The sequence below is a fragment of the Pseudomonas sp. PDM19 genome (assembly GCF_014852215.1).
In the GTDB taxonomy this organism is placed as follows: Bacteria; Pseudomonadota; Gammaproteobacteria; order Pseudomonadales; family Pseudomonadaceae; genus Pseudomonas.
Window position 1 is genome coordinate 1,562,464 of record NZ_JACVBG010000002.1, and the last position, 18,290, is coordinate 1,580,753.

Annotated in this window: 17 protein-coding genes; 5 read left to right on the top strand and 12 right to left on the bottom strand. The window is 66.8% G+C overall.

The genetic code is table 11. From position 1 onward, the window contains the following. Positions 1-75: 75 nt before the first annotated feature. The 8 genes from IB273_RS15635 to IB273_RS15670 all read right to left on the bottom strand — a co-directional run bounded on the left by IB273_RS15635 (position 76) and on the right by IB273_RS15670 (position 8,258). Entirely contained in the window at positions 76-990 is a 915-nt protein-coding gene (locus IB273_RS15635) for a FecR family protein (RefSeq protein ID WP_081518412.1), read from the bottom strand. After that, positions 987-1,499: an RNA polymerase sigma factor gene (locus IB273_RS15640; RefSeq protein ID WP_081518411.1), complete on the bottom strand. Its 513-nt coding sequence runs from the start codon at positions 1,497-1,499 to the stop codon at positions 987-989. The genes IB273_RS15635 and IB273_RS15640 overlap by 4 nt, the downstream gene beginning before the upstream one ends. Before the next feature lie 257 nt (positions 1,500-1,756). Then, a complete protein-coding gene (locus IB273_RS15645) occupies positions 1,757-2,338 on the bottom strand; it encodes a DUF3237 domain-containing protein (RefSeq protein WP_081518410.1) in 582 nt (193 codons plus the stop codon). A 58-nt stretch (positions 2,339-2,396) separates the two neighbouring features. Then, the gene (locus IB273_RS15650) at positions 2,397-4,268 is read right to left on the bottom strand and encodes a CocE/NonD family hydrolase (RefSeq protein ID WP_192224461.1); all 1,872 of its coding nucleotides are present in this window, start codon (positions 4,266-4,268) and stop codon (positions 2,397-2,399) included. 61 nt (positions 4,269-4,329) lie between these two features. Next, complete coding sequence (locus IB273_RS15655; protein ID WP_081518408.1) at positions 4,330-5,154, bottom strand: TorF family putative porin; 825 nt, start codon at positions 5,152-5,154, stop codon at positions 4,330-4,332. Between the two features lie 242 nt (positions 5,155-5,396). Beyond that, a complete protein-coding gene (locus IB273_RS15660; RefSeq protein ID WP_081518407.1) occupies positions 5,397-5,873 on the bottom strand; it encodes a DUF3237 domain-containing protein in 477 nt (158 codons plus the stop codon). Continuing rightward, positions 5,866-7,014 carry an extracellular solute-binding protein gene (locus tag IB273_RS15665; RefSeq protein WP_192224462.1) on the bottom strand — a complete coding sequence of 383 codons (1,149 nt, stop codon included), beginning with the start codon at positions 7,012-7,014 and terminating at the stop codon, positions 5,866-5,868. Before IB273_RS15665 ends, IB273_RS15660 begins: the two co-directional genes overlap by 8 nt. A gap of 11 nt (positions 7,015-7,025) precedes the next feature. Continuing rightward, complete coding sequence (locus tag IB273_RS15670; protein WP_081518405.1) at positions 7,026-8,258, bottom strand: serine hydrolase domain-containing protein; 1,233 nt, start codon at positions 8,256-8,258, stop codon at positions 7,026-7,028. A gap of 153 nt (positions 8,259-8,411) precedes the next feature. Between IB273_RS15670 and IB273_RS15675 the strand changes: the two genes are divergently transcribed. The 5 genes from IB273_RS15675 to IB273_RS15695 all read left to right on the top strand — a co-directional run bounded on the left by IB273_RS15675 (position 8,412) and on the right by IB273_RS15695 (position 13,902). Further along, entirely contained in the window at positions 8,412-9,014 is a 603-nt protein-coding gene (locus tag IB273_RS15675) for a TetR/AcrR family transcriptional regulator (protein ID WP_192224463.1), read from the top strand. Between the two features lie 78 nt (positions 9,015-9,092). Beyond that, positions 9,093-9,524, top strand: coding sequence for an acyl-CoA thioesterase (locus IB273_RS15680; RefSeq protein ID WP_192224464.1), 432 nt, complete (start codon positions 9,093-9,095; stop codon positions 9,522-9,524). A gap of 66 nt (positions 9,525-9,590) precedes the next feature. Continuing rightward, positions 9,591-10,421, top strand: a complete 831-nt coding sequence (locus IB273_RS15685) for a p-hydroxycinnamoyl CoA hydratase/lyase (protein WP_081518402.1) — start codon at positions 9,591-9,593, stop codon at positions 10,419-10,421. 56 nt (positions 10,422-10,477) lie between these two features. Further along, complete coding sequence (locus tag IB273_RS15690) at positions 10,478-11,929, top strand: aldehyde dehydrogenase (protein ID WP_081518401.1); 1,452 nt, start codon at positions 10,478-10,480, stop codon at positions 11,927-11,929. Between the two features lie 116 nt (positions 11,930-12,045). Then, positions 12,046-13,902 carry a feruloyl-CoA synthase gene (locus IB273_RS15695; protein ID WP_192224465.1) on the top strand — a complete coding sequence of 619 codons (1,857 nt, stop codon included), beginning with the start codon at positions 12,046-12,048 and terminating at the stop codon, positions 13,900-13,902. 103 nt (positions 13,903-14,005) lie between these two features. Here the strand turns inward: IB273_RS15695 and IB273_RS15700 are convergent, their stop codons facing one another. The 4 genes from IB273_RS15700 to IB273_RS15715 form a co-directional block, all read right to left on the bottom strand. Beyond that, entirely contained in the window at positions 14,006-15,259 is a 1,254-nt protein-coding gene (locus tag IB273_RS15700; protein ID WP_192224466.1) for a thiolase family protein, read from the bottom strand. A gap of 62 nt (positions 15,260-15,321) precedes the next feature. Next, positions 15,322-16,536, bottom strand: a complete 1,215-nt coding sequence (mhpT, locus tag IB273_RS15705) for a 3-(3-hydroxy-phenyl)propionate transporter MhpT (protein ID WP_225610166.1) — start codon at positions 16,534-16,536, stop codon at positions 15,322-15,324. A 168-nt stretch (positions 16,537-16,704) separates the two neighbouring features. Further along, the gene (locus IB273_RS15710) at positions 16,705-17,187 is read right to left on the bottom strand and encodes a MarR family winged helix-turn-helix transcriptional regulator (protein WP_192224467.1); all 483 of its coding nucleotides are present in this window, start codon (positions 17,185-17,187) and stop codon (positions 16,705-16,707) included. A gap of 81 nt (positions 17,188-17,268) precedes the next feature. Next, positions 17,269-18,177 carry a LysR substrate-binding domain-containing protein gene (locus tag IB273_RS15715; RefSeq protein WP_192224468.1) on the bottom strand — a complete coding sequence of 303 codons (909 nt, stop codon included), beginning with the start codon at positions 18,175-18,177 and terminating at the stop codon, positions 17,269-17,271. Positions 18,178-18,290: the final 113 nt, after the last annotated feature.

Here is an 18,290-nt window from a genome sequence, read left to right on the forward strand (position 1 = left end):
GGAAAAGCTCGTCAGGGACTGGGATAACCAATGACGGAGCTGCGCGAAGAAACCCCTACCTGGTGCGGATGAAAATCAGCGAGGAAGTAGCAGCGTGGCGCCGCCGCTTTGCTCGATGCGGATATCGGCCAGCTCGGGCAGCAATGCGAGGAAGCTCTCCACATCGGCCAACTGGACCACCGCAGTGATCGATTGCGTGGCCGGCTGCAGTGCCTTCACCGGTGTTTCCCGGTAGCGCGACAGCGTGATGGCGATCTCGCCCAGGCTGGCTCGCTCGAACTGCAGATTGCCTTTGGCGAAGCTGAAGGCACTGATGGCCGAACGCTGCAGGGGATGCAGTTTTCCCCCAGCATCGAGCTCACCCACCTGGTCACGCTCGAGCACCATGCGCTGGCCGGCACTGGAGAACTCGACCCGTCCCTCGGCGACGCTGACGCGCACCTGCGGCTCCAGCCGCTCGACGACGAATCGCGTGCCGAGTACGCGTACCTGGGCGGCGCCGGCATCGACCACGAAGGGGCGCGAGGGGGCATGCTGCACGCTGAATATCGCGCGGCCTCGCAGCAGGAAAACCTGGCGGGTCGATTCGCTGAACAGGACATGTAGCCGGGTGTCGGCGTCGAGGAAGACGTCGCTGCCATCCTCCAGCGTGATGTGGCGTTGCTCGCCGATGCCGGTCATCAGCATCTGTTCACCCTGGCGGCTGCGCATCGACACCAGCCAACCGGCGGCGACGGCCAGCAGCAGGCCGCCCATTGCACCGTTGCGCACGAAGCGCCGGCGGCTCAGGTTCTCCATGGCGCCGGCCAGCGCCTGGGTTTGCGGGGTGCTCGAGAAGTTGCCCCAGAGCTCGCTGAAGGCCTGGTACTCACGGGCGTTCTGCGGGTCGGCGGCAAGCCAGCGGGTGAAGGCCTGGCGCTCGGGATGGTCGCCGGGCAGGTCCAGCAGACGGGTGAACCAGCGCGCAGCCTGGTGTCGGCTGCTGGTCATGAGGCCAGTTGCTCGCGGGCATCGCGCAGATTCAGCAAGGCACGAACGAGGTGGCGCTCCACCATGGAAATATTGATGCCCAGCATGCGGGCGACTTCCACCTGGCGGTGACCTTCGATCCGCACCAGCCAGAAGACTTCCCGGCAGCGCGACGGCAGGCACTCGAGAATGCGCTGGATGGCTACCAGACGCTGCTGCAGATCGGCCAGGTGTTCGGCGGAAGGCGCGAACTCGGCATCCTCACGGGTATCCATCCAGGGCTCGAGGTCCCCCTCCGGCAGGGGGTAGAAGCGCGAGGCGTCACGGTAGTGATCGATCAGGACGGAATGTGCGACTCGCCGCAGGTAGGCATTGGGCTGGTCGATGGCGGTGCGTTGGCTGGCAAGGACGAAACGGATGAAGGCGTCGTGCAGCACGTCATAGGCGAGCTGCATGCATTGGGTCTTGCGGCTCAGGCCCAGCAGGAGGTCGGTATAGGCCCAGCGCAGATTGATTCCGTTCCATTCCATGCTGCAGGCCTCATCAACCGTGGCTTCCAGTGTCTGGCGGCGGAGTCTACTGATTCATCCTGAGGCTGTAAATGCAATTGATTAGCATTTGATGTGATCGCGGCGGGCGGTCTGTGTCTCGCACCCGGTTACTTCTGGCAGGCGCAGGGCTGAGTTGGCTGCGTCCGCAGTGACAGCGACCCCGCCCCTGGCGCAGGTCGGGATGGAAAATCGGGCGCAAGCCAAAGGAGCTGGGGAACGCTTGCGCCCTGGCGGCATCAGGCGCCGCCGACCTTGTAAACGCTGATCAGCACTTCATGTTCGCTGACGCCGTCGATGGTGCCGACGAACACGTAGTCGTTGAGCCAGGCGTGGGCGCCGGGCTGGGTCCTGAACCTGGGCGAGGTGCGGCAGTAGAAGTCGCTTTCCTTCATATCGCGCAACTCCAGGCCCTTGGCCTTTTTCGCCAGTCCCGATTCGTTGAGGCGCCAGATGCCGCCGTTGTCGATGATGATGATCTGGCCGTCGTCGGTCTTCAGGCGGTACAGCGCGTTGATCAGCGTTACGCCGTCCTCGCGGGTCACCGACATGTCGGCGCCGCCGGGCACCACGCTGCCCTGCATACCCTGGCCGTTGAAGGTGCCGCCGATGATCGGGTAGTTGATGCGCTGGCCGTCCGGACCCTTTCCCATGTCCTCGCGCGGGCCGAGCTGGACGTCGATCTGCATGACCAGTTCGTGGGTCAGTCGATTGGGGATCTTTTCCTTGAGCTCGGCGGCCTGGGCGAGGGGCAGGGCGACGGTCAGCACCGCCAGGAAGAGGGCTTTCTGCAGACGTGAAGCGGCGTGTCGAATGGTCATCGAATCGAATCCTTTACGTGAGTGGTGCCGCCCCCGCCGGGCAGGGGCGGCGTGTCAATCAGAAGGGCGGGAAGGACGACAGCGGGTCATGTCGGCAGGGCTGCTTGAGCAGCGTGCCGCACTGGGGCAGGTCTTCCGGGATCTTCACGCCGCTCAGCTCGCCCAGGACCAGGCGCGAGGGATGCTGGGCGTCGTGGTAGACGCTGTTGCGGCTGGCCAGCGAGTAGTAGACGAAGCCGTAGCCGCCGGTGTTGGACGGGGCGTCGATCCAGATGCGCAGCTTCGAGCCCTTGCGGAACGGGTGGGAGAATGGCGGGATCTCCACCCGGCCCAACGCCGGCACGTTGGGCAGCATCGGCTGGATGCCGTCCGGGTCGTTGAGTTGCTGCGGGCGCAGTTCGCTGGACTTGCTCTCGTCCAGCTGGCGGTTGGACATGCGCAGCCAGCCGCGCTGGACGAAGACTTCCTGTTCGTCCGGGCGGACCTCGGTGATGGTCACCTGCAGGTCGGTATCCGGGGCGAGGAAGGTGGACAGCCAGATGTCCGCGCTGGCGCTGCCGTAGCTGAGGAAATCGCGTTCGAACTCGTCGCTGGTATAGGCAACGCTGCCTTGCTTCCACAGCGGGTGCTGCCAGCCCCACGCGTGGTCCTTGAGGTAGGTGTTCACCTCCGGGCCGGGGATCGGGTAGAGGTAGGCATCCGGCGCACCGGTTCCTTTGCCACCCTCGATCAGCTTGCCGTCTTCGCTCAGGGCAAAGCTCACCGGTTTCACCGGCAGCGGGTAGTGGTCGCGGGCGATGCTCCAGCCCGGACGCGCGGTCTCGTTGGGCTGGTGACGACCTTCGCGGTCGTCGGCGACGGTTTCCTGCCAGATTTCCAGGTGTTTGCTCTGTTCGAAGCCGTTCTGCTCGCCCTTCACGAAATGGTCGAGGAAGGGGTAGAGCTTCTCCTTACGGAAGCGTTCGGACTCATACAGGTTGTGCCCGCCGCTGGTCTGCAGCATCCACAGCTGCTTCGGGTCCAGGCGTTCCTGGTAGAAGCCTTCGCGCGCCAGTACGGCCTCGTCCTGCCAGGCCTGCATGGACAGCACCGGGACCTGCACCAGCTGCGCACGGTCGCGCGGTGCGCGCTGCTTCATCCACTCGTCATGCTGGGGGTGGCGGATCAGGTTGTACATCAGCGAGGACTTGACCACCTTGGCCCTGTTCTCCTCGACCTGCGCCAGGCAGCGCTGGTCGCCTTCGCTCTGCGCGCTGGCCTTTACCGCGTCCCAGCGCATGTCGACGAACCAGTGCCACGACGTGGTGAAGCCCTGGTTGGGGACGCCGCCGAGGGACCAGCTGTCGGTGTAGGCGTCGCCCAGGATCATGCCGGGGGCAATGGCCTTGAGGCCCTGCGGGCGCTCCGAGGCGGTCATCAGTTGCGACATGCCCGCCCAGGACCAGCCGAACATGCCGACGCTGCCGTTGGACCAGTTCTGCTGCGCGGCGAATTCCACGGCGCTGCGGCCGTCGGTGCCGTATTCCGGGCCGAGGAAATCGAAGGTGCCCTGGGAGCATCCGGTGCCGCGGGCCTGTACGCCCATCACGGCGTAGCCGCGCTCGACCAGGTCCTTGTCCATGGCGACCGAGAAGGTCTCGTTGTCGGCCAGGTAGGCCGAGCCGCCGATGCTGCCGGAGTCGTAGCCGCTGTAGCGGACCAGCACCGGGAACTTGCCGTCGCCCTTGGGCAGCAGCACGGAGTAGCGCAGTTCGGTGCCGTCGGCGGTCTTGATGTAGCCGGTCAGGCGTTTGCCCCAGAAGGGCTGGAAACTGCGGTCCGGCGGTGGCGGGCCGTCGCCCATGGGCGGCTGGGTGCTGCAGCCGGCCACCAGCAGGGCCAGGCTCAGGACGCCCAGGCTCAGGGGGCGTACGAGGGCTTTCTTGTACATGTCTAACCTCGGATCGTGGTTCGCGTCGGGGCGTGCCGTGGCACGCCGGGTTCAGTCGGGTTCAGAAGCGCTTGCTGGCGGAGAAGACTACGGTGGCCTGGCAGTCGCCGCCCTTGCCGAAGTTGTTCTTGCACTCGGCTTCGGAGAGATCGGTGTCGATGTAGGCGGCCTTCCACTCCAGGCCGTAGGCGCGTTTGATCAGCGCCACGCCCCAGTCGCTGTAGCCACTGCGGTAGTCGCCGCTGCCCGAGCGCCAGGCCTGTTCGTCCGACGTCCAGGTGTGGCCGTAGCGTACGTTGAGCTTGGTCTGCCAGGGCAGGTAGAAGTCGTACTCGGCCCAGCCGATGGTGCGCTCCTTCGGCCGCGTGGTGATGGCTGCGGTCCTGGGCAGCACGCCCCAGTCGATCAGCTGGTCCACCTGCTTCGCTGCGGCGGCGCGGGCGGGTGGGTTCTGCAGGTCGTCGGCGTATTTGATGCCGATGGTGGCGTTGCGGTAACCCAGGGTGCCGATCCACTCGCTGAAGTTGATCCAGCTGTCGCCGGGGTATTCGTAATTCACCCAGGTAAGCGAGAAACGCGTGTTCTCAGTGATCGGCCGGGCGATGCCGACGTAGTAGTCCCACTCGCGGTTGCTCTGGGTGCCCATCTCGACGTTGGTGGTGAAGACGCCGGCATACAGGCCGCTGATCTTGTGCACCAGGGTCGCGGAGGTCAGCAGGACGGGGCCTTCGTCCTGATCCAGGGACAGGCCGCCGACGCGGTAGTCGCTGGCCAGGCCGACGTTGACGTCGAGGAAGGTTTCCGGGGTCAGGTCGATCGCCTGGGCCTGCAGGGCCAGGGCCAGCAAGGCGATGCCGGACAGGCCCGATACGACGGGGTGGTTCATGGCTGGTTCTGCTCCGTTGTTGTGATTGAAATGGCAGAAGTAAGCGGTGCTCTGCTTTGTTGTTCTTGTGGGGAGCACCCGCGCGGTGGCGCTTTCTCCGGGCCGCACGAAGCCGCTGGCGCGAACGATACGGTTCGGCCCGGGAGCGTCGTGGTTGGGGAGGGGGTGACTCGGCGTCGCTTTTTTACGGGGTCACGCTCGGGTTTTCGGTTCTCCTGTTCGGGTGCCTTGTGTGGAATGGGTCAGTGGATACGGAAACACTCGATCTGTACGCGGTTGGCCGCCGGGTAGCTGACCTGCCCGACAAACAGGTGGCGACTCATCCAGGCGTAGCGCGCATCCTTGCTGTGAAAGCGCGGCGCGCAATGACAGCGGTAGTGCTGCGGGTCGATCGGCCAGTGTTGCGCGGCCAGTTGCACGCCGGCTTCGCTCAGCACCAGCAGGCCGGTGTTGTGCACCTCGATGAGCGTGCCGTCGTTGCACAGCAGGCTGTAGCGGGCGTCCAGTTCGCCGCAGCCGTCGTGGCGCTCCAGGTAGTAATCGGCGCCGCCGGGCGGGATGCATCCGGCGAAGCCTTTGCCATCCGGATTGCTGCCGGTGAAGCGGCCGCCCAGTATCGGATAGTCGATGCGCCGGCCCTGCGCGGTCGCACCGCGCAGCAGCTCGTCGCCGATCTCCACGTCCAGATGCAGCGTCGGGTGCAGTCCTGGTTCAGACACTGGAGCGAATCCGGTTCCAGATCCGCGTCAGCTGGCGCAGCGCCTGCTTGTGCGGCGGCTCGGCCTGGAACAGCAGGTGGCGCTGGTCATCGGGCACGAACAGGTCGTGGTCACCGAGCAGCTTCGGGTCCACCAGCGGCAGGCTGGCTGGCGTCGGGTTGGGGTAGCCGATCTGGTTGGTGACCCGGGCGATCACCTCCGGGCGCAGCAGGAAGTCGATGAAGGCGTGGGCCTGGGCAACGTTCTTCGCCCCCTTGGGGATCACCATGTCGTCGGACCACATCAGCGTGCCCTGGCGCGGCAGGGCCAGGCGGATGTCGTTGCCGTTGTCCGCCGCGTGGGCCATGTTGCGCGCCGCGAGCATGCCGCCGGACCAGCCCAGGGCCACGCAGATGTCGCCGTTGGCGAGGTCCTGCGGGTACTTGGCGGAGTTGAAGTAGCGCACGTAGGGGCGGATCGACTGCAGCACCTTCTCGGCCCTGGCGTAGTCCTCGGGGTTGCTGCTGTTCGGGTCCAGGCCCAGGTAGTGCAGGACGATGGGGATGACCTCGTTGGCGCTATCGAGGAAGGCCACGCCGCATTTGGACAGCCTGGCGATGTTCTCCGGCTTGAACAGCAGGTCGTAGTCGCGCATGTCGCTGTCGGTGCCCAGGGCGGCGTCCACCTTGGCCTTGTTGAAGCCGATCAGGGTTGTGCCCCAGAGATAGGGCACCGAATAGCGGCTGCCCGGGTCCAGGGGTTCGCGCTGTTGCATGAAGCTGGCGTCGAGGCCGGAAAAGTGCGGCAGGCTCTGACGCTTGAGCGGCTCCAGGGCGCCGGCGGCGATCAGCTGCGGCACCTGGCTGCTGCTGGGGAAGGCCAGGTCGTAGCCGGCGGTGCCGGTGAGCAGGCGCGCCTCAAGGGTCTGCGGGCTGTCGAAGACGTCGTAGAGGATCTCCACGCCGGTCTCGTCCCTGAACTGCTGAAGCACGTCCTTGGGCAGGTATTCGATCCAGTTGTAGATGCGTAGCTGGCCGCCCAGTTTTTCGGCTGTCTCCTGGGCCTGGGTCCCGGCGGCGAGGCTGCCGAGCAGCAGGGCGGCGGCGCAGTTCTTCAGCAGGCGGTGCATGGTGGTCTTCTGTGTGAGCTGGGTTGGGCGCATGGCGTCGGGCCTCAGAGAGCAGCGGCGAGGGCGCGGATCAGGCGCAGGCTGTCGAGGTCCAGCACGCTCTCTGCTTCGGGAAGCGAGGACTGCTTGACGATTACCACCTGGCGCTCGAAGTCGATATACAGGGACTGGCCGTGGATGCCTACCGCCAGCAGCGCTTCGCCCGGATACACGTACCACTGGCTCTTGTAGGTGGCGCCGGGGCTCCACTGCGAGAACACCTCGTTGGCGGCGTAGATGGCCGGGTCGCCACCGGCCAGCACGGCCTCGATGGCCTTCCCGGAGAGCAGCTGGCGGCCGTTGGCGCGGCCGCCGCGCAGCACCATCTCGCCGTAGCGCGCCATGTCGCGCAGGGTCGCGTTGAAGCCAGCGCCGGCAACGTTGCGGCCCCAGGGGTCGGCGACGAAGAAACCGTCGCGTTCGCAGCCCAGGCCCTGCCAGACATCGCGCAACTGCTCGGCGCAACTGCTCCCGCTGGCCCGCTCCATCACCCAGGCCAGCGCCTCGGTGGTGGCGGTCACATAGTGGAAGAAGCCGCCGTGCTCGCCGCTCTTGCGGGTGGCGGGGAGGTATTCGTAGAGCGAACCGAAAGCCTGCACGCCGAGCGGCGGCGGGGTCAGGCCGCAGGCGTAGCCGAACTGCGAGCTGCCGGATGCGGGGTCGTCGTAAACCTCCTGGTAATCGATGGCCACGGCCATGTCGAGCAGTTGGCGCACGGTCGCGTCGCCGAAGGCGCTGCCGCGCAGTTCGGGCACGTAGTCCAGCGCCAGGCGACGATCGTCGAGGCGGCCGTCTTCCACCAACTCCTGGGCCAGCAGGCCGACCAGCGACTTGGTGACCGAGAACATGATGTGTCGTTTGTGCGCTTCGTGGCCGTTGAAATAGCGCTCCTGCACGACCTCGCCGTCCTTCATCACCAGCCAGCCATCGGTGCAGGTGGCCTGCAGATGTTCCTCCAGGCTCACACGGCGGCCGCTGGCGCCTTCGAAGTGGAAGTCATCGAGGCGTACCGCGCCGCGCTGCAACGCAGAGGGTGCCTGATCCCCGCGCTCCACACTGACGCTCGGGCGGATGCGCCCCAGGTTGTGGAAGGCCCAGCGGTTGTACGGCGGGCGCATGAAGTTGTGCCAGGTGACGAGTTGCTCCGGCGCCGGCGGAAAGCCCTGCATCAGCGTGGGTTGCGCAGGATCGGCGGCGGCGTAGGCGCTGGCCAGTGCCTGGTCGAGTTCGGCGGTCATGGACTGATCTCTTGTTGTCGTGGTGCGGTGTGGTGGTACAAGTTTTTATCTATGTAAAAACTTATAGTCAAATAAAATATTTGATCGGAATTGAAAATATCCTAGAATCAGCCACTTGCAGCGTGACGGTCACCGACAGAGGGAGGAGGGCAGTTGAGCGGATTGCGGGAAAGGCAGAAGGAACAGCGGCGCGATGCGATCACCGCAGCGGCGCTGGCGCTGTTCGAGGCACAGGGATTCGCGGCCACTACCGTGGAGCAGATCGCCGGTCAGGCCGGGGTGTCGACGCCTACGGTGTTCAACTACTTCGGCAGCAAGCAGGACATCCTCCTGGCCGTTGTCGAGCGCGCCGACCGCCAGGCGGTGACCGAGGCCCGGCTGCAGATGCCGGCCTTCGACAATGCAGTGGACGCCATGTGCCACCTGGAGTCGCTGATCGTCCGCCACGAGCTGCAGGTGCTGCCGATCTCCATCTGGCGCGAATTGCCGCCGCTGGGGCTGATGGCCACGCGGCCGGAGGCGGTGGCTACGCTCAATGCCCATCTCGCCGGCGAGATCGCCGTGCTGCTGCGTGACTTGCAGGCGCGCGGCCTGCTCAGTGCGAAGGTGGACGTGGAGTTCGTCGCCTGGTTCCTCAACGACTACTCCTCGATGCTGTTCATGCGCCTGGTGCAGGACGAGAAGCCCGACCTCGCCGCCCACAGCGCACGGGTGCGCCAGCTGACCCAGGCCCTGTTCGACGGCCTGGCACCCTGATTCGACGTTGACGCTGCCGTGACTCGTCCATATCGTTAATCATGTTAATCAACTTTCACGCGGAACGAGACTGAACATATGGCCAGCGTCATCCACCTCGAAGTCAGCTGGGGCGATTGCGACCCGGCGGGCATCGTCTTCTATCCAAACTATTTCGCCTACTTCAACCGTGCCACCGATGCCTTCTTCGGCGGCCTCGGCGTGCCCCTGGGCGAAGCCATGAAGCGCCACGGTATTCTCGGTTGGCCGATGCTGGAAATTCGCTCAAAGTTCCTGAAGCCCAGTAGATTCGCTGATATTCTGTCCATCGAGACCGACCTGGTGCGCCTCGGGCGCAGCAGTTTCGCGTTGCGCCACCGGCTGCGCGGCGCCGATGGCGAACTGCGTGTGGAAGGGCATGACGAGCGTGTCTGGGCGCGGGACGACGCGGGCGTTCTGCGCGCTGAACCGATTGCTCCCGCCGTCCGCGAACGGCTCATGGCGGTGTTGACGGTTTGCGAAAATAGTTAATTGACATAACTATATTTCCCGCATAGCTTGTTTTCCACCAAGCACAACAAGAGCAAAAGGTGAGACATGAACAAGTACGAAGGCCGCTGGCAGACCGTCACCGTTGAAGTGGATGCCGGCATCGCCTGGGTCACCCTGAACCGTCCGGAGAAGCGCAACGCCATGAGCCCCACGCTCAACCGCGAGATGCGCGACGTACTGGAGACCGTCGAGCAGGACGCCGATGCCCGTGTGCTGGTGCTGACCGGTGCCGGCAGCGCGTGGACTGCGGGGATGGACCTCAAGGAGTACTTCCGCGAAGTGGACGCCGGCCCGGAAATCCTCCAGGAACGCATTCGTCGCGACGCCTCCGAATGGCAGTGGAAGCTGCTGCGCCTGTATTCCAAGCCGACCATCGCCATGGTCAACGGCTGGTGCTTCGGCGGTGGCTTCAGCCCGCTGGTGGCGTGCGACCTGGCCATCGCCGCGGACGAGGCGGTGTTCGGCCTGTCGGAAATCAACTGGGGCATCCCGCCGGGCAACCTGGTGAGCAAGGCCATGGCCGACACCGTGGGCCACCGCGAGTCGCTGTACTACATCATGACCGGCAAGACCTTCGACGGCCGCAAGGCAGCGCAGATGGGCCTGGTCAACCGCAGCGTGCCGCTGGCTGAATTGCGCGACGCGGTGCTGGAATTGGCCGCCGACCTGCTGGACAAGAACCCGGTGGTGCTGCGCGCGGCGAAGAACGGCTTCAAGCGTTGCCGTGAGCTGACCTGGGAGCAGAGCGAGGACTACCTTTACGCCAAGCTCGACCAGGCCCAGCTGCGTGATCCGGAGCATGGCCGCGAGCAGGGGCTCAAGCAGTTCCTCGATGACAAGAGCATCAAGCCGGGCCTGCAAGCCTACCGCCGCTGAGCAGCCGCCGCGGGGCCCGTGCCCCGCGGCCAGAACAACGACAAGAGGAACGCTGCATGAACCAAGTCTCGCTGTTGATCGGCGGCCGCGCCTTGCCGGCCAGCGATGGTCGCACCTTCACCCGGCTCGACCCGCTTAGCGGCACTCCCGCCAGCGTCGCTGCCGCTGCCACCGTCGAAGACGCCGATGCCGCCGTGGCGGCCGCCGCTGCGGCCTTCCCCGCCTGGTCGGCGCTCGGCCCCGGCGAGCGCCGCACGCGCCTACTGGAAGCCGCGCGGCTGATGGAGTCGCGCAGCGCCGAGTTCATCGCCGCGGGCGCACGGGAGACCGGCGCCATGGCCAACTGGTATGGCTTCAATGTGCACCTGGCGGCTGGCATCCTGCGCGAGGCCGCTGGCATGACCACGCAGATTCTCGGCGAGGTGATCCCCTCCGATGTGCCCGGCTCGCTGTCCATGGCCATGCGCCAACCGGCCGGCGTGGTGCTCGGCATCGCCCCCTGGAACGCCCCGGTGATCCTTGCCACGCGTGCCCTGGCAATGGCGCTGGCCTGTGGCAACACCGTGGTGCTCAAGGCTTCAGAGCAGTGCCCTGCGGTTCACCGGCTGATAGGCCAGGTGCTGCACGACGCGGGACTGGGCGACGGCGTGGTCAACGTCCTGAGCAACGCCCCGGCAGACGCCGCCGTGCTGGTGGAAAGACTGATCGCCAACCCGGCGGTGAAGCGCGTCAACTTCACCGGCTCGACCCGCGTCGGCCGAGTCATCGGCGAGCTGTGTGCGCGCCATCTCAAGCCGGCGCTGCTGGAGCTGGGCGGCAAGGCGCCGCTGCTGGTGCTGGACGACGCCGACCTGGACGCAGCCGTCGAGGCAGCGGCATTCGGCGGCTACTTCAACCAGGGGCAGATCTGCATGTCCACCGAGCGGCTGATCGTCGACCGGAGCGTCGCCGACGACTTCGTCGCGCGCCTGGCGAAGAAGGCCGCCAGCCTGCGCGCCGGCCATCCCGCCGACCCGGCTTCGGTGCTCGGCAGCCTGGTGGACGGCGCATCCGCGTTGCGCATTCGCGGGCTGATCGACGATGCCGTGGAGAAGGGCGCACGCCTGCTCTGCGGTGGCGACTTCGAAGGCGCGGTGATGCAACCGGCCCTGCTCGATGGCGTGACCGCGCAGATGCGCCTGTATGCCGAGGAATCCTTCGGCCCGGTGCTCTCGGTAATTCGTGTGGACGGCGACGAAGAGGCCCTGCGGGTGGCCAACGACAGCGAGTATGGCCTGTCGGCGGCGATCTTCAGCCGTGACCAGGCGCGTGCGCTGAACCTGGCGCGGCGCGTCGAGTCGGGCATCTGCCACATCAACGGGCCGACCGTGCACGACGAGGCGCAGATTCCGTTCGGCGGGGTCAAGGCCAGCGGCTACGGCAGCTTCGGCTCCCGTGCCGCCATCGACCACTTCACCCAGTTGCGCTGGATCACCCTGCAGACCGCGCCGCGCCACTATCCCATCTGACCGGCTGATTCGGGCTGCGGATACCAATGCCCGGCAGGACGCCGGGCAGAACAAGAACAATATTCCCGCCATCGCGCCGCTGGGCGCGGTGGCGTGCCTTTACGGAAGACGCTCCCATGAATGTCGCATCCAATTCCCCTCCGGGCTATCGGCGGGTCGCCATCGGCCATCCGCAGGTTGAAGTCCGCCGCGAGGCCGATGGCACCCTCTATCTACGCGCCCGAGAGGCCCTCGCGCCGCTGCCTGAACGCCTGCTGGAGCGTTTGCAGCACTGGGCTGACGAGCGCCCGCAACAGACATTTGTCGCCGCCCGCGACGACTCGGGCCAGTGGCGCCGAATCAGCTATGCGCAGATGCTCGACAGCACCCGGCGCATCGCCCAGAGCCTGCTGGCTTATGGGCTGAGCCCTGAGCGGCCGCTGCTGATCCTTTCGGGCAACGACCTGGAACACTTGCAATTGGCCTTCGCCGCGATGTACGCCGGGATTCCCTATTGCCCGGTGTCGCCGGCCTACTCGCTGGTCTCCCAGGATTTTGCCAAGCTGCACCACATCGTCCAGTTGCTGCAGCCGGGGCTGGTGTTCGCCGCCGATGCCGGACCCTTCGCCCGCGCCATCGAATCGGTGCTGGGTGCGGAGCTGCCGTTGCTGTTCGGCCATGGCGAAATCTCGGGCAGACGCTGCCGTCTCTTCGCCGAGCTTCTGGACGCGCCCGATTGCAGCTCAGCGGATGCCGCCTTCGCCGCCACCGATGGCGAGACGATTGCCAAGTTCCTCTTCACCTCCGGTTCGACCAAGCTGCCCAAGGCGGTGCCGACCACCCAGCGCATGCTCTGCGCCAACCAGCAGATGCTGCTGCAGACCTTCCCCGAGTTCGCCCATCAGCCGCCGGTGCTGGTGGACTGGCTGCCGTGGAACCACACCTTCGGCGGCAGCCACAACCTGGGCATTGCGCTGTACAACGGTGGCAGCTTCTACATCGATGGCGGCCGGCCAACGCCGCAGGGCTTTGCCGAGACCTTGCGCAACCTCAAGGACATCTCGCCGACGGCTTACCTCACCGTGCCGCGCGGCTGGGAGGAACTGGCCAGTGCGCTGGAGCGGGATGCGGAACTGCGCCAGCGCTTCTTCGCTGATATCCGGCTGTTCTTCTTCGCCGCTGCCGGACTGTCCCAGGACATCTGGGATCGCCTCGATCGACTGGCCGAAGCCCACTGTGGCGAGCGCATCCGCATGATGGCCGGCCTGGGCATGACCGAGGCCGCGCCGTCCTGCACCTTCACCACGGGGCCGCTGTCGGTGGCCGGTTATGTCGGCCTGCCGGCGCCCGGTTGCGAAGTCAAGCTGGTGCCGGTGGAGGGCAAGCTGGAAGCGCGCTATCGCGGGCCGAACCTGATGCGCGGTTACTGGCGCAACCCCGAGCAGAATGCCGATGCCTTCGACCAGGAGGGCTACTACTGCTCCGGCGATGCGCTGCGTCTGGCGGATGAGAGCAACCCGCAGCTGGGGCTGATGTTCGACGGCCGCCTGGCCGAGGACTTCAAGCTGTCTTCCGGGGTGTTCGTCAATGTCGGGCCGCTGCGTACCCGCGCTGTGCTGGCCGGGTCGCGCTATGTTCAGGACGTGGTGGTGCTGGCGCCGGACCGACCGGGCCTGGCGCTGCTGGTGTTTCCGCGTCTGGCCGAGTGTCGTTCGCTGTCCGGTCTGGGTCGGGAGGCCAGCGATGCCGAGGTGCTGGGCAGCGCGCGGGTGCGTGCCTGGTTCGCCGACTGGCTGGCGCAGCTCAACCTGCAGGCCACCGGCAACGCCAACTACTTCGGCTGGGTGGTGCTGCTGGACGAGGCGCCCTCGATCGACAAGGGTGAAATCACCGACAAGGGCTCGCTCAACCAGCGCGCGATCCTCGCTTCGCGTGCGGAGCTGATCGAGCATCTGTACCGCGGCGAAGACCCGAGGGCGATCAGCGCTTCCTGAGCCGGCGACAATCGAACGGGCCACCCTGTGCAAGCAGGGTGGCCCGTTGTCGTTTCGGGGAGAAAACCGCCGCGCCATGGGGCCCGACGGTTGGGGTTGCGGGTCAGTTGAACGCGGCGGGGCGCGGGTTTTCCAGCAGCACGGCCATACCCTGGCCACCGCCGATGCAGGCCGAGGCGATGCCGTAGCGCTGGCCGCTGGCGGCCATCTGGCGGGCCACGGTGTGTGCCAGGCGCAGGCCGGTAGCGGCCAGCGGATGGCCCAGGGCAATGGCGCCGCCGTGCCGGTTCAGGCGCTCGTCGTCCAGTTCCAGTTCGCGCTGCACGGCGAGCACCTGGGCGGCCTGGGCCTCGTTTATCTCGATGTGGCCGATCTGATCCAGGCGCAGCCCGCTGCCCTGCAGCAGGAGGCGAATCGCCGGGGCCGGGCCGATGCCCATCACCGCCGGGTCGACACCGATCACCGCTGCCGCGCGCAGGTGTGCCAGCACGGGGCGGCCCGCTGCGGCGCAGGTCGACATCAGCAATGCGGCCGCCGCACCATCGACCACTGCGCAGCTGTTGCCGGCGGTCTGCACGCCTTCGGAATAGATCGCGCCCAGGCGCGCCAGGGCCTCGGCGGAGGTTTCGCGGATATGACTGTCCTGGGCGGCTTCAGCGTTGCGTCCGGACAGCTTCAAGTAGCGCGGCGCCAGGCCCGCCTGCTCGAAGGTCTGCTCGCGCACCTCCTCGATCTCCCCGGCGAACCAGCCGTCCGCCTGCGCCTGCAGGGCGCGCTGGAAGCTGCGCAGGGCGTAGGCGTCCACCTCCTCGCGGCGCAGGCCATGGCGGCGAGCGAGGTTCTCGGCGGTCTGCATCATGCTCAGGCTGACGGCCGGGTCGAACAGGGCTTCCCAGAGGAAGTCCTTGAACTCCACCGGCTGGCCGAGAGTGAAACCGCCGCGATGGCTGTAACTGGCGATGGGGTTGCGCGACATGGATTCGCTGGCCACGCAGAGCACACTGGCGGCCTGGCCGCGCTGGATCTGCTCGGCGCCCTGGCGCAGCAGTTCGAGCCCGGTACCGCAGATGCGCTGCACACCCAGCGCCGGCACCTGCTGCGGCACGCCGCAGTACAGGCCGATGTGACGCGGCAGCATGTAGGCGTCGAAGCTGGCCTGGGCCATGTTGCCAGCCAGCACGCTGTCGATGCCGGCCGGGTCCACCCCGCTGCGGCGCAACAGGCTGCGCCCGGCGAAGATGCCCAGGTCGGTGGGCGAAACGGCGGCGAGGGCGCCGCGATAGTCGATCCAGGGAGTGCGTACGGCTTCGACGAGCAGGGCATCGTCGAAGGCGCTGAAAAGTCCGGGCAGGCTCATGGGGTTTCCTTGGGCGAAGTGGCCCGTGGGTGAGCCCACGGGCGTGGGGAGGAGCTTGGGGGTTATTCGGTGGTTGGCCGGTGCCGCAGCAGCAGGATGATGCTCGCTGCGGCGATCAGGACGCCGGGTGCGGCGAAGCCCATCAGGCCGGCGGTGCCGCTGCCGCTGGCGAGCATCTGCCCGGCCAGCAACGGGCCGCCGATGGAGCCCAGGCGGCCGACGGCAACGGCCGAGCCGACGCCGGTGGCGCGGATCCCGGCAGGGTAGAACTGCGGCGCCAGGGCGTAGAGCACCAGCTGCGCGGCCAGCACGAAGAAACCGGCGGCGAAGCCTGCCAGCAGCATGCCGGCGAAGCCTTCGAAGGAGCCCAGCGCGGCCAGGGTCAGCAGGATGCCGCCATAGATCAGCGCCACCAGCAGGGTGGGCCGCCAGCGGTCCAGCAGTACGCCGGCCAGCACCGAACCCAGCGCCATGCCCAGGTTCAGCAGCAGCTGCACGCTGCCGGCCTGGGGGCGGCTGAAGCCCCGGCCGATCAGCAGCGACGGCAGCCAGTTGAGCAGCAGATAGACCACCATCAGGGTGAAGAAGCAGCTCAGCCACAGCAGCAGTGTCGGCACTGCCTGCCCATGACCGAACAGGCCCTGCGCCACGCCTGTGCGCTTCCCCTCATCGGCCTGGCGCTGGTAGGCCGCCGATTCCGGCAGGCGCAGGTAGAGCAGCGGCGCTACCAGCAGGGGCGCCCAGCCACCGAGGTGGAACACCAGTTGCCAGCGTTCCGGCGTGGCGAACATGCCCGCCAGCGAGGCCAGTGCACCGCCCAGCGGCACGCCGCAGTACATCAGGCTCACCGCCGTGGCGCGGCGGTCGTTGCCGGCGGATTCGGAGGTCAGGGCGATCAGGTTCGGCAGCGCGGCGCCCAGCCCCAGGCCGGTCATGAAGCGCGCCAGCAGCAGGCTGTCGAGATTCCAGCTCTGGGTGGTGAGCAGCGAGAACAGCCCGAACAGCGCGACGGCGGCGGTCAGCACGCGCTTGCGGCCAATGCGATCGGCCAGCCAGCCGCCGGCGAAGGCGCCGGGCAACAGGCCGAGGATGCTGGCGCTGAACACCCAGCCGAGCTGCGCCTTGTCCAGACCGAAGTGAGCGGCGATACCGGGGCCGGCGATACCTGCCGACTGGATGTCCATGCCCTCGAGTAGGGCGACGATGAAGCACAGCAGGATGGTGAGTGGGGTGGCGGCGCTCGGGCGCGCCACGGAAACGGATGTGATATCGCTCATGCCGGGAATGCTCTTCTAGTTGTTGTTCGGCGAAACTAGTTAATAAAATGAACTAGTTTCGCGATGCTAGGAGGCTTGGCGGCATTCGTCAACGGCGTGCTCCGTCCTCCGGCAGGGCCGGTGAACGGAGTCGGGCTGATAGAGGTGCGCAGAAGCGTGCCGGCTGAATCAGTCGGCGCCGTGGATCTTCTGCAGCAGAGCGAGCAGCTGTTCGCGCTCGGACTCGGAGAGGCGGGAGGTGGCGGCGAAGTCGCTTTGCAGGGCGACTTCCTTGAGCTGCTTGAGCAGCGTTTCACCGGCCTTGCTGAGGAACAGGCCGTAGGAGCGCTTGTCCGGCTTGCAGCGCACGCGTACCGCTAGGGCAAGGGTTTCCAGCTTGTTCAGCAGGGGCACCAGTTGCGGTGGCTCTACGCCCAGTGCGCGGGCCAGATCGGCCTGCATCAGCCCTGGATTGCTGTCGATGATCGCCAGCGCGGTGAACTGCGCCGGGCGCAGGTCGAACCTTGCCAGCTCGTCCACCAGGTGCTGGAAGACGATCAGTTGCGCGCGGCGCAGGGCGTAGCCGACGTAGTTGTCCAGCGGGGAGGCGGGCGCGACGGCACCTGCGCCCTGGTCCTCGTCGCCCTCGGGGGCACGGCTCTTCTTCGTCATGGCAATAAGGTTTCTTCTGTTAACTAATTCGGGCGATTGTCGCACCACTTCTGCCGGCAGGCCAGCGTGGCCGGGAACTCTTCAGTATTCCAGCTGGCTGCGCTGCTCCTCGAACCAGTCGAGCACCGGCTGGCAGGCCGGGTGCGCGGCGCCGCTGTCGCGCAGCCAGAGGGCATAGCGGCCGCCGGTTTTCAGCGCCTCGCCGAAGGGCACGATGAGGTCGCCGCGCTGCAGGGCGTCATGGGCCAGCAGGCGGTCGGTCATGGCCACGCCCAGTCCGCGGGTGGCGGCATCCAGCGCGAGGTCGTCGAGGTTGAACAGCATGTGCTTGAACGACGTGGGTGGCGGTGCGGCCTGGGCACGCAGCCACTGCGGCCATTCCAGGCCGCCGCTGGAGGCGTGGATCAGCGGGTGGCGCGCCAGCTCTTCCAGCGAGCGCGGCGGCGCCTGGCCGTCGTCCAGGCGTGGGGCGCAGACCGGGATCAGGTATTCGTCGTACAGCGGCATCAGCGTGCGGCCCTGCGGGTCGCTGCCGCTGGGCAGGTAGAGCACGTAGGCGTCGCAGTCGCCGCCGTCGTCCACCACTTCGCCGCCCACCGTCTCGATGGACAGGCACAGCTCCGGGTGCCGCGAGTAGAAGGAGCTCAGGCGCGGCAGCAGCCAGCGTACCGCCAGCGAAACGAAGATGCGGATGCGGAAGGGCCGCTCCGCCGAGGCCGGGGCGAGGCGCTCTTCCAGGCGCAGCAGCTGCTGGAGCATGCCCTCGGCCACTGCGTGCACTTCGCGGCCGGCGTCGGTCAGCGCCACCTTGCGGCTGGTGCGATCGAACAGCGGCACGCGGTAGTACTCCTCCAGTTGCTGCACCTGTCGGCTGATGGCGCTCTGGGTCAGGTGCAGCTGTTTCGCGGCGGCCGTGAAGCTGCCGGAGTCGGCGACCTGTACCAGCGCCTGCAGGGCCTGCAGAGAGGGAACGCGAAGCAGTTTGTCCATGACCCTTCCGTGCGCGATCTATGCGCCAATCTATGCGAGATAGGAATACCAGGATGAAAAATGAGCGTTGGTGCGTCCAGCTCAACTGCCCGTAGATTCTGATCATGACGCGC

What these genes read in the sequence shown, in the direction of transcription:
- IB273_RS15635 (WP_081518412.1), bottom strand. Translation starts at nt 990, where the DNA reads ATGACCAGCAGCCGACACCAGGCTGCGCGCTGGTTCACCCGTCTGCTG.
- IB273_RS15640 (WP_081518411.1), bottom strand. Translation starts at nt 1,499, where the DNA reads ATGGAATGGAACGGAATCAATCTGCGCTGGGCCTATACCGACCTCCTG.
- IB273_RS15645 (WP_081518410.1), bottom strand. Translation starts at nt 2,338, where the DNA reads ATGACCATTCGACACGCCGCTTCACGTCTGCAGAAAGCCCTCTTCCTG.
- IB273_RS15650 (WP_192224461.1), bottom strand. Translation starts at nt 4,268, where the DNA reads ATGTACAAGAAAGCCCTCGTACGCCCCCTGAGCCTGGGCGTCCTGAGC.
- IB273_RS15655 (WP_081518408.1), bottom strand. Translation starts at nt 5,154, where the DNA reads ATGAACCACCCCGTCGTATCGGGCCTGTCCGGCATCGCCTTGCTGGCC.
- IB273_RS15665 (WP_192224462.1), bottom strand. Translation starts at nt 7,014, where the DNA reads ATGCGCCCAACCCAGCTCACACAGAAGACCACCATGCACCGCCTGCTG.
- IB273_RS15670 (WP_081518405.1), bottom strand. Translation starts at nt 8,258, where the DNA reads ATGACCGCCGAACTCGACCAGGCACTGGCCAGCGCCTACGCCGCCGCC.
- IB273_RS15680 (WP_192224464.1), top strand. Translation starts at nt 9,093, where the DNA reads ATGGCCAGCGTCATCCACCTCGAAGTCAGCTGGGGCGATTGCGACCCG.
- IB273_RS15685 (WP_081518402.1), top strand. Translation starts at nt 9,591, where the DNA reads ATGAACAAGTACGAAGGCCGCTGGCAGACCGTCACCGTTGAAGTGGAT.
- IB273_RS15690 (WP_081518401.1), top strand. Translation starts at nt 10,478, where the DNA reads ATGAACCAAGTCTCGCTGTTGATCGGCGGCCGCGCCTTGCCGGCCAGC.
- IB273_RS15695 (WP_192224465.1), top strand. Translation starts at nt 12,046, where the DNA reads ATGAATGTCGCATCCAATTCCCCTCCGGGCTATCGGCGGGTCGCCATC.
- IB273_RS15700 (WP_192224466.1), bottom strand. Translation starts at nt 15,259, where the DNA reads ATGAGCCTGCCCGGACTTTTCAGCGCCTTCGACGATGCCCTGCTCGTC.
- mhpT (WP_225610166.1), bottom strand. Translation starts at nt 16,536, where the DNA reads ATGAGCGATATCACATCCGTTTCCGTGGCGCGCCCGAGCGCCGCCACC.
- IB273_RS15710 (WP_192224467.1), bottom strand. Translation starts at nt 17,187, where the DNA reads ATGACGAAGAAGAGCCGTGCCCCCGAGGGCGACGAGGACCAGGGCGCA.
- IB273_RS15715 (WP_192224468.1), bottom strand. Translation starts at nt 18,177, where the DNA reads ATGGACAAACTGCTTCGCGTTCCCTCTCTGCAGGCCCTGCAGGCGCTG.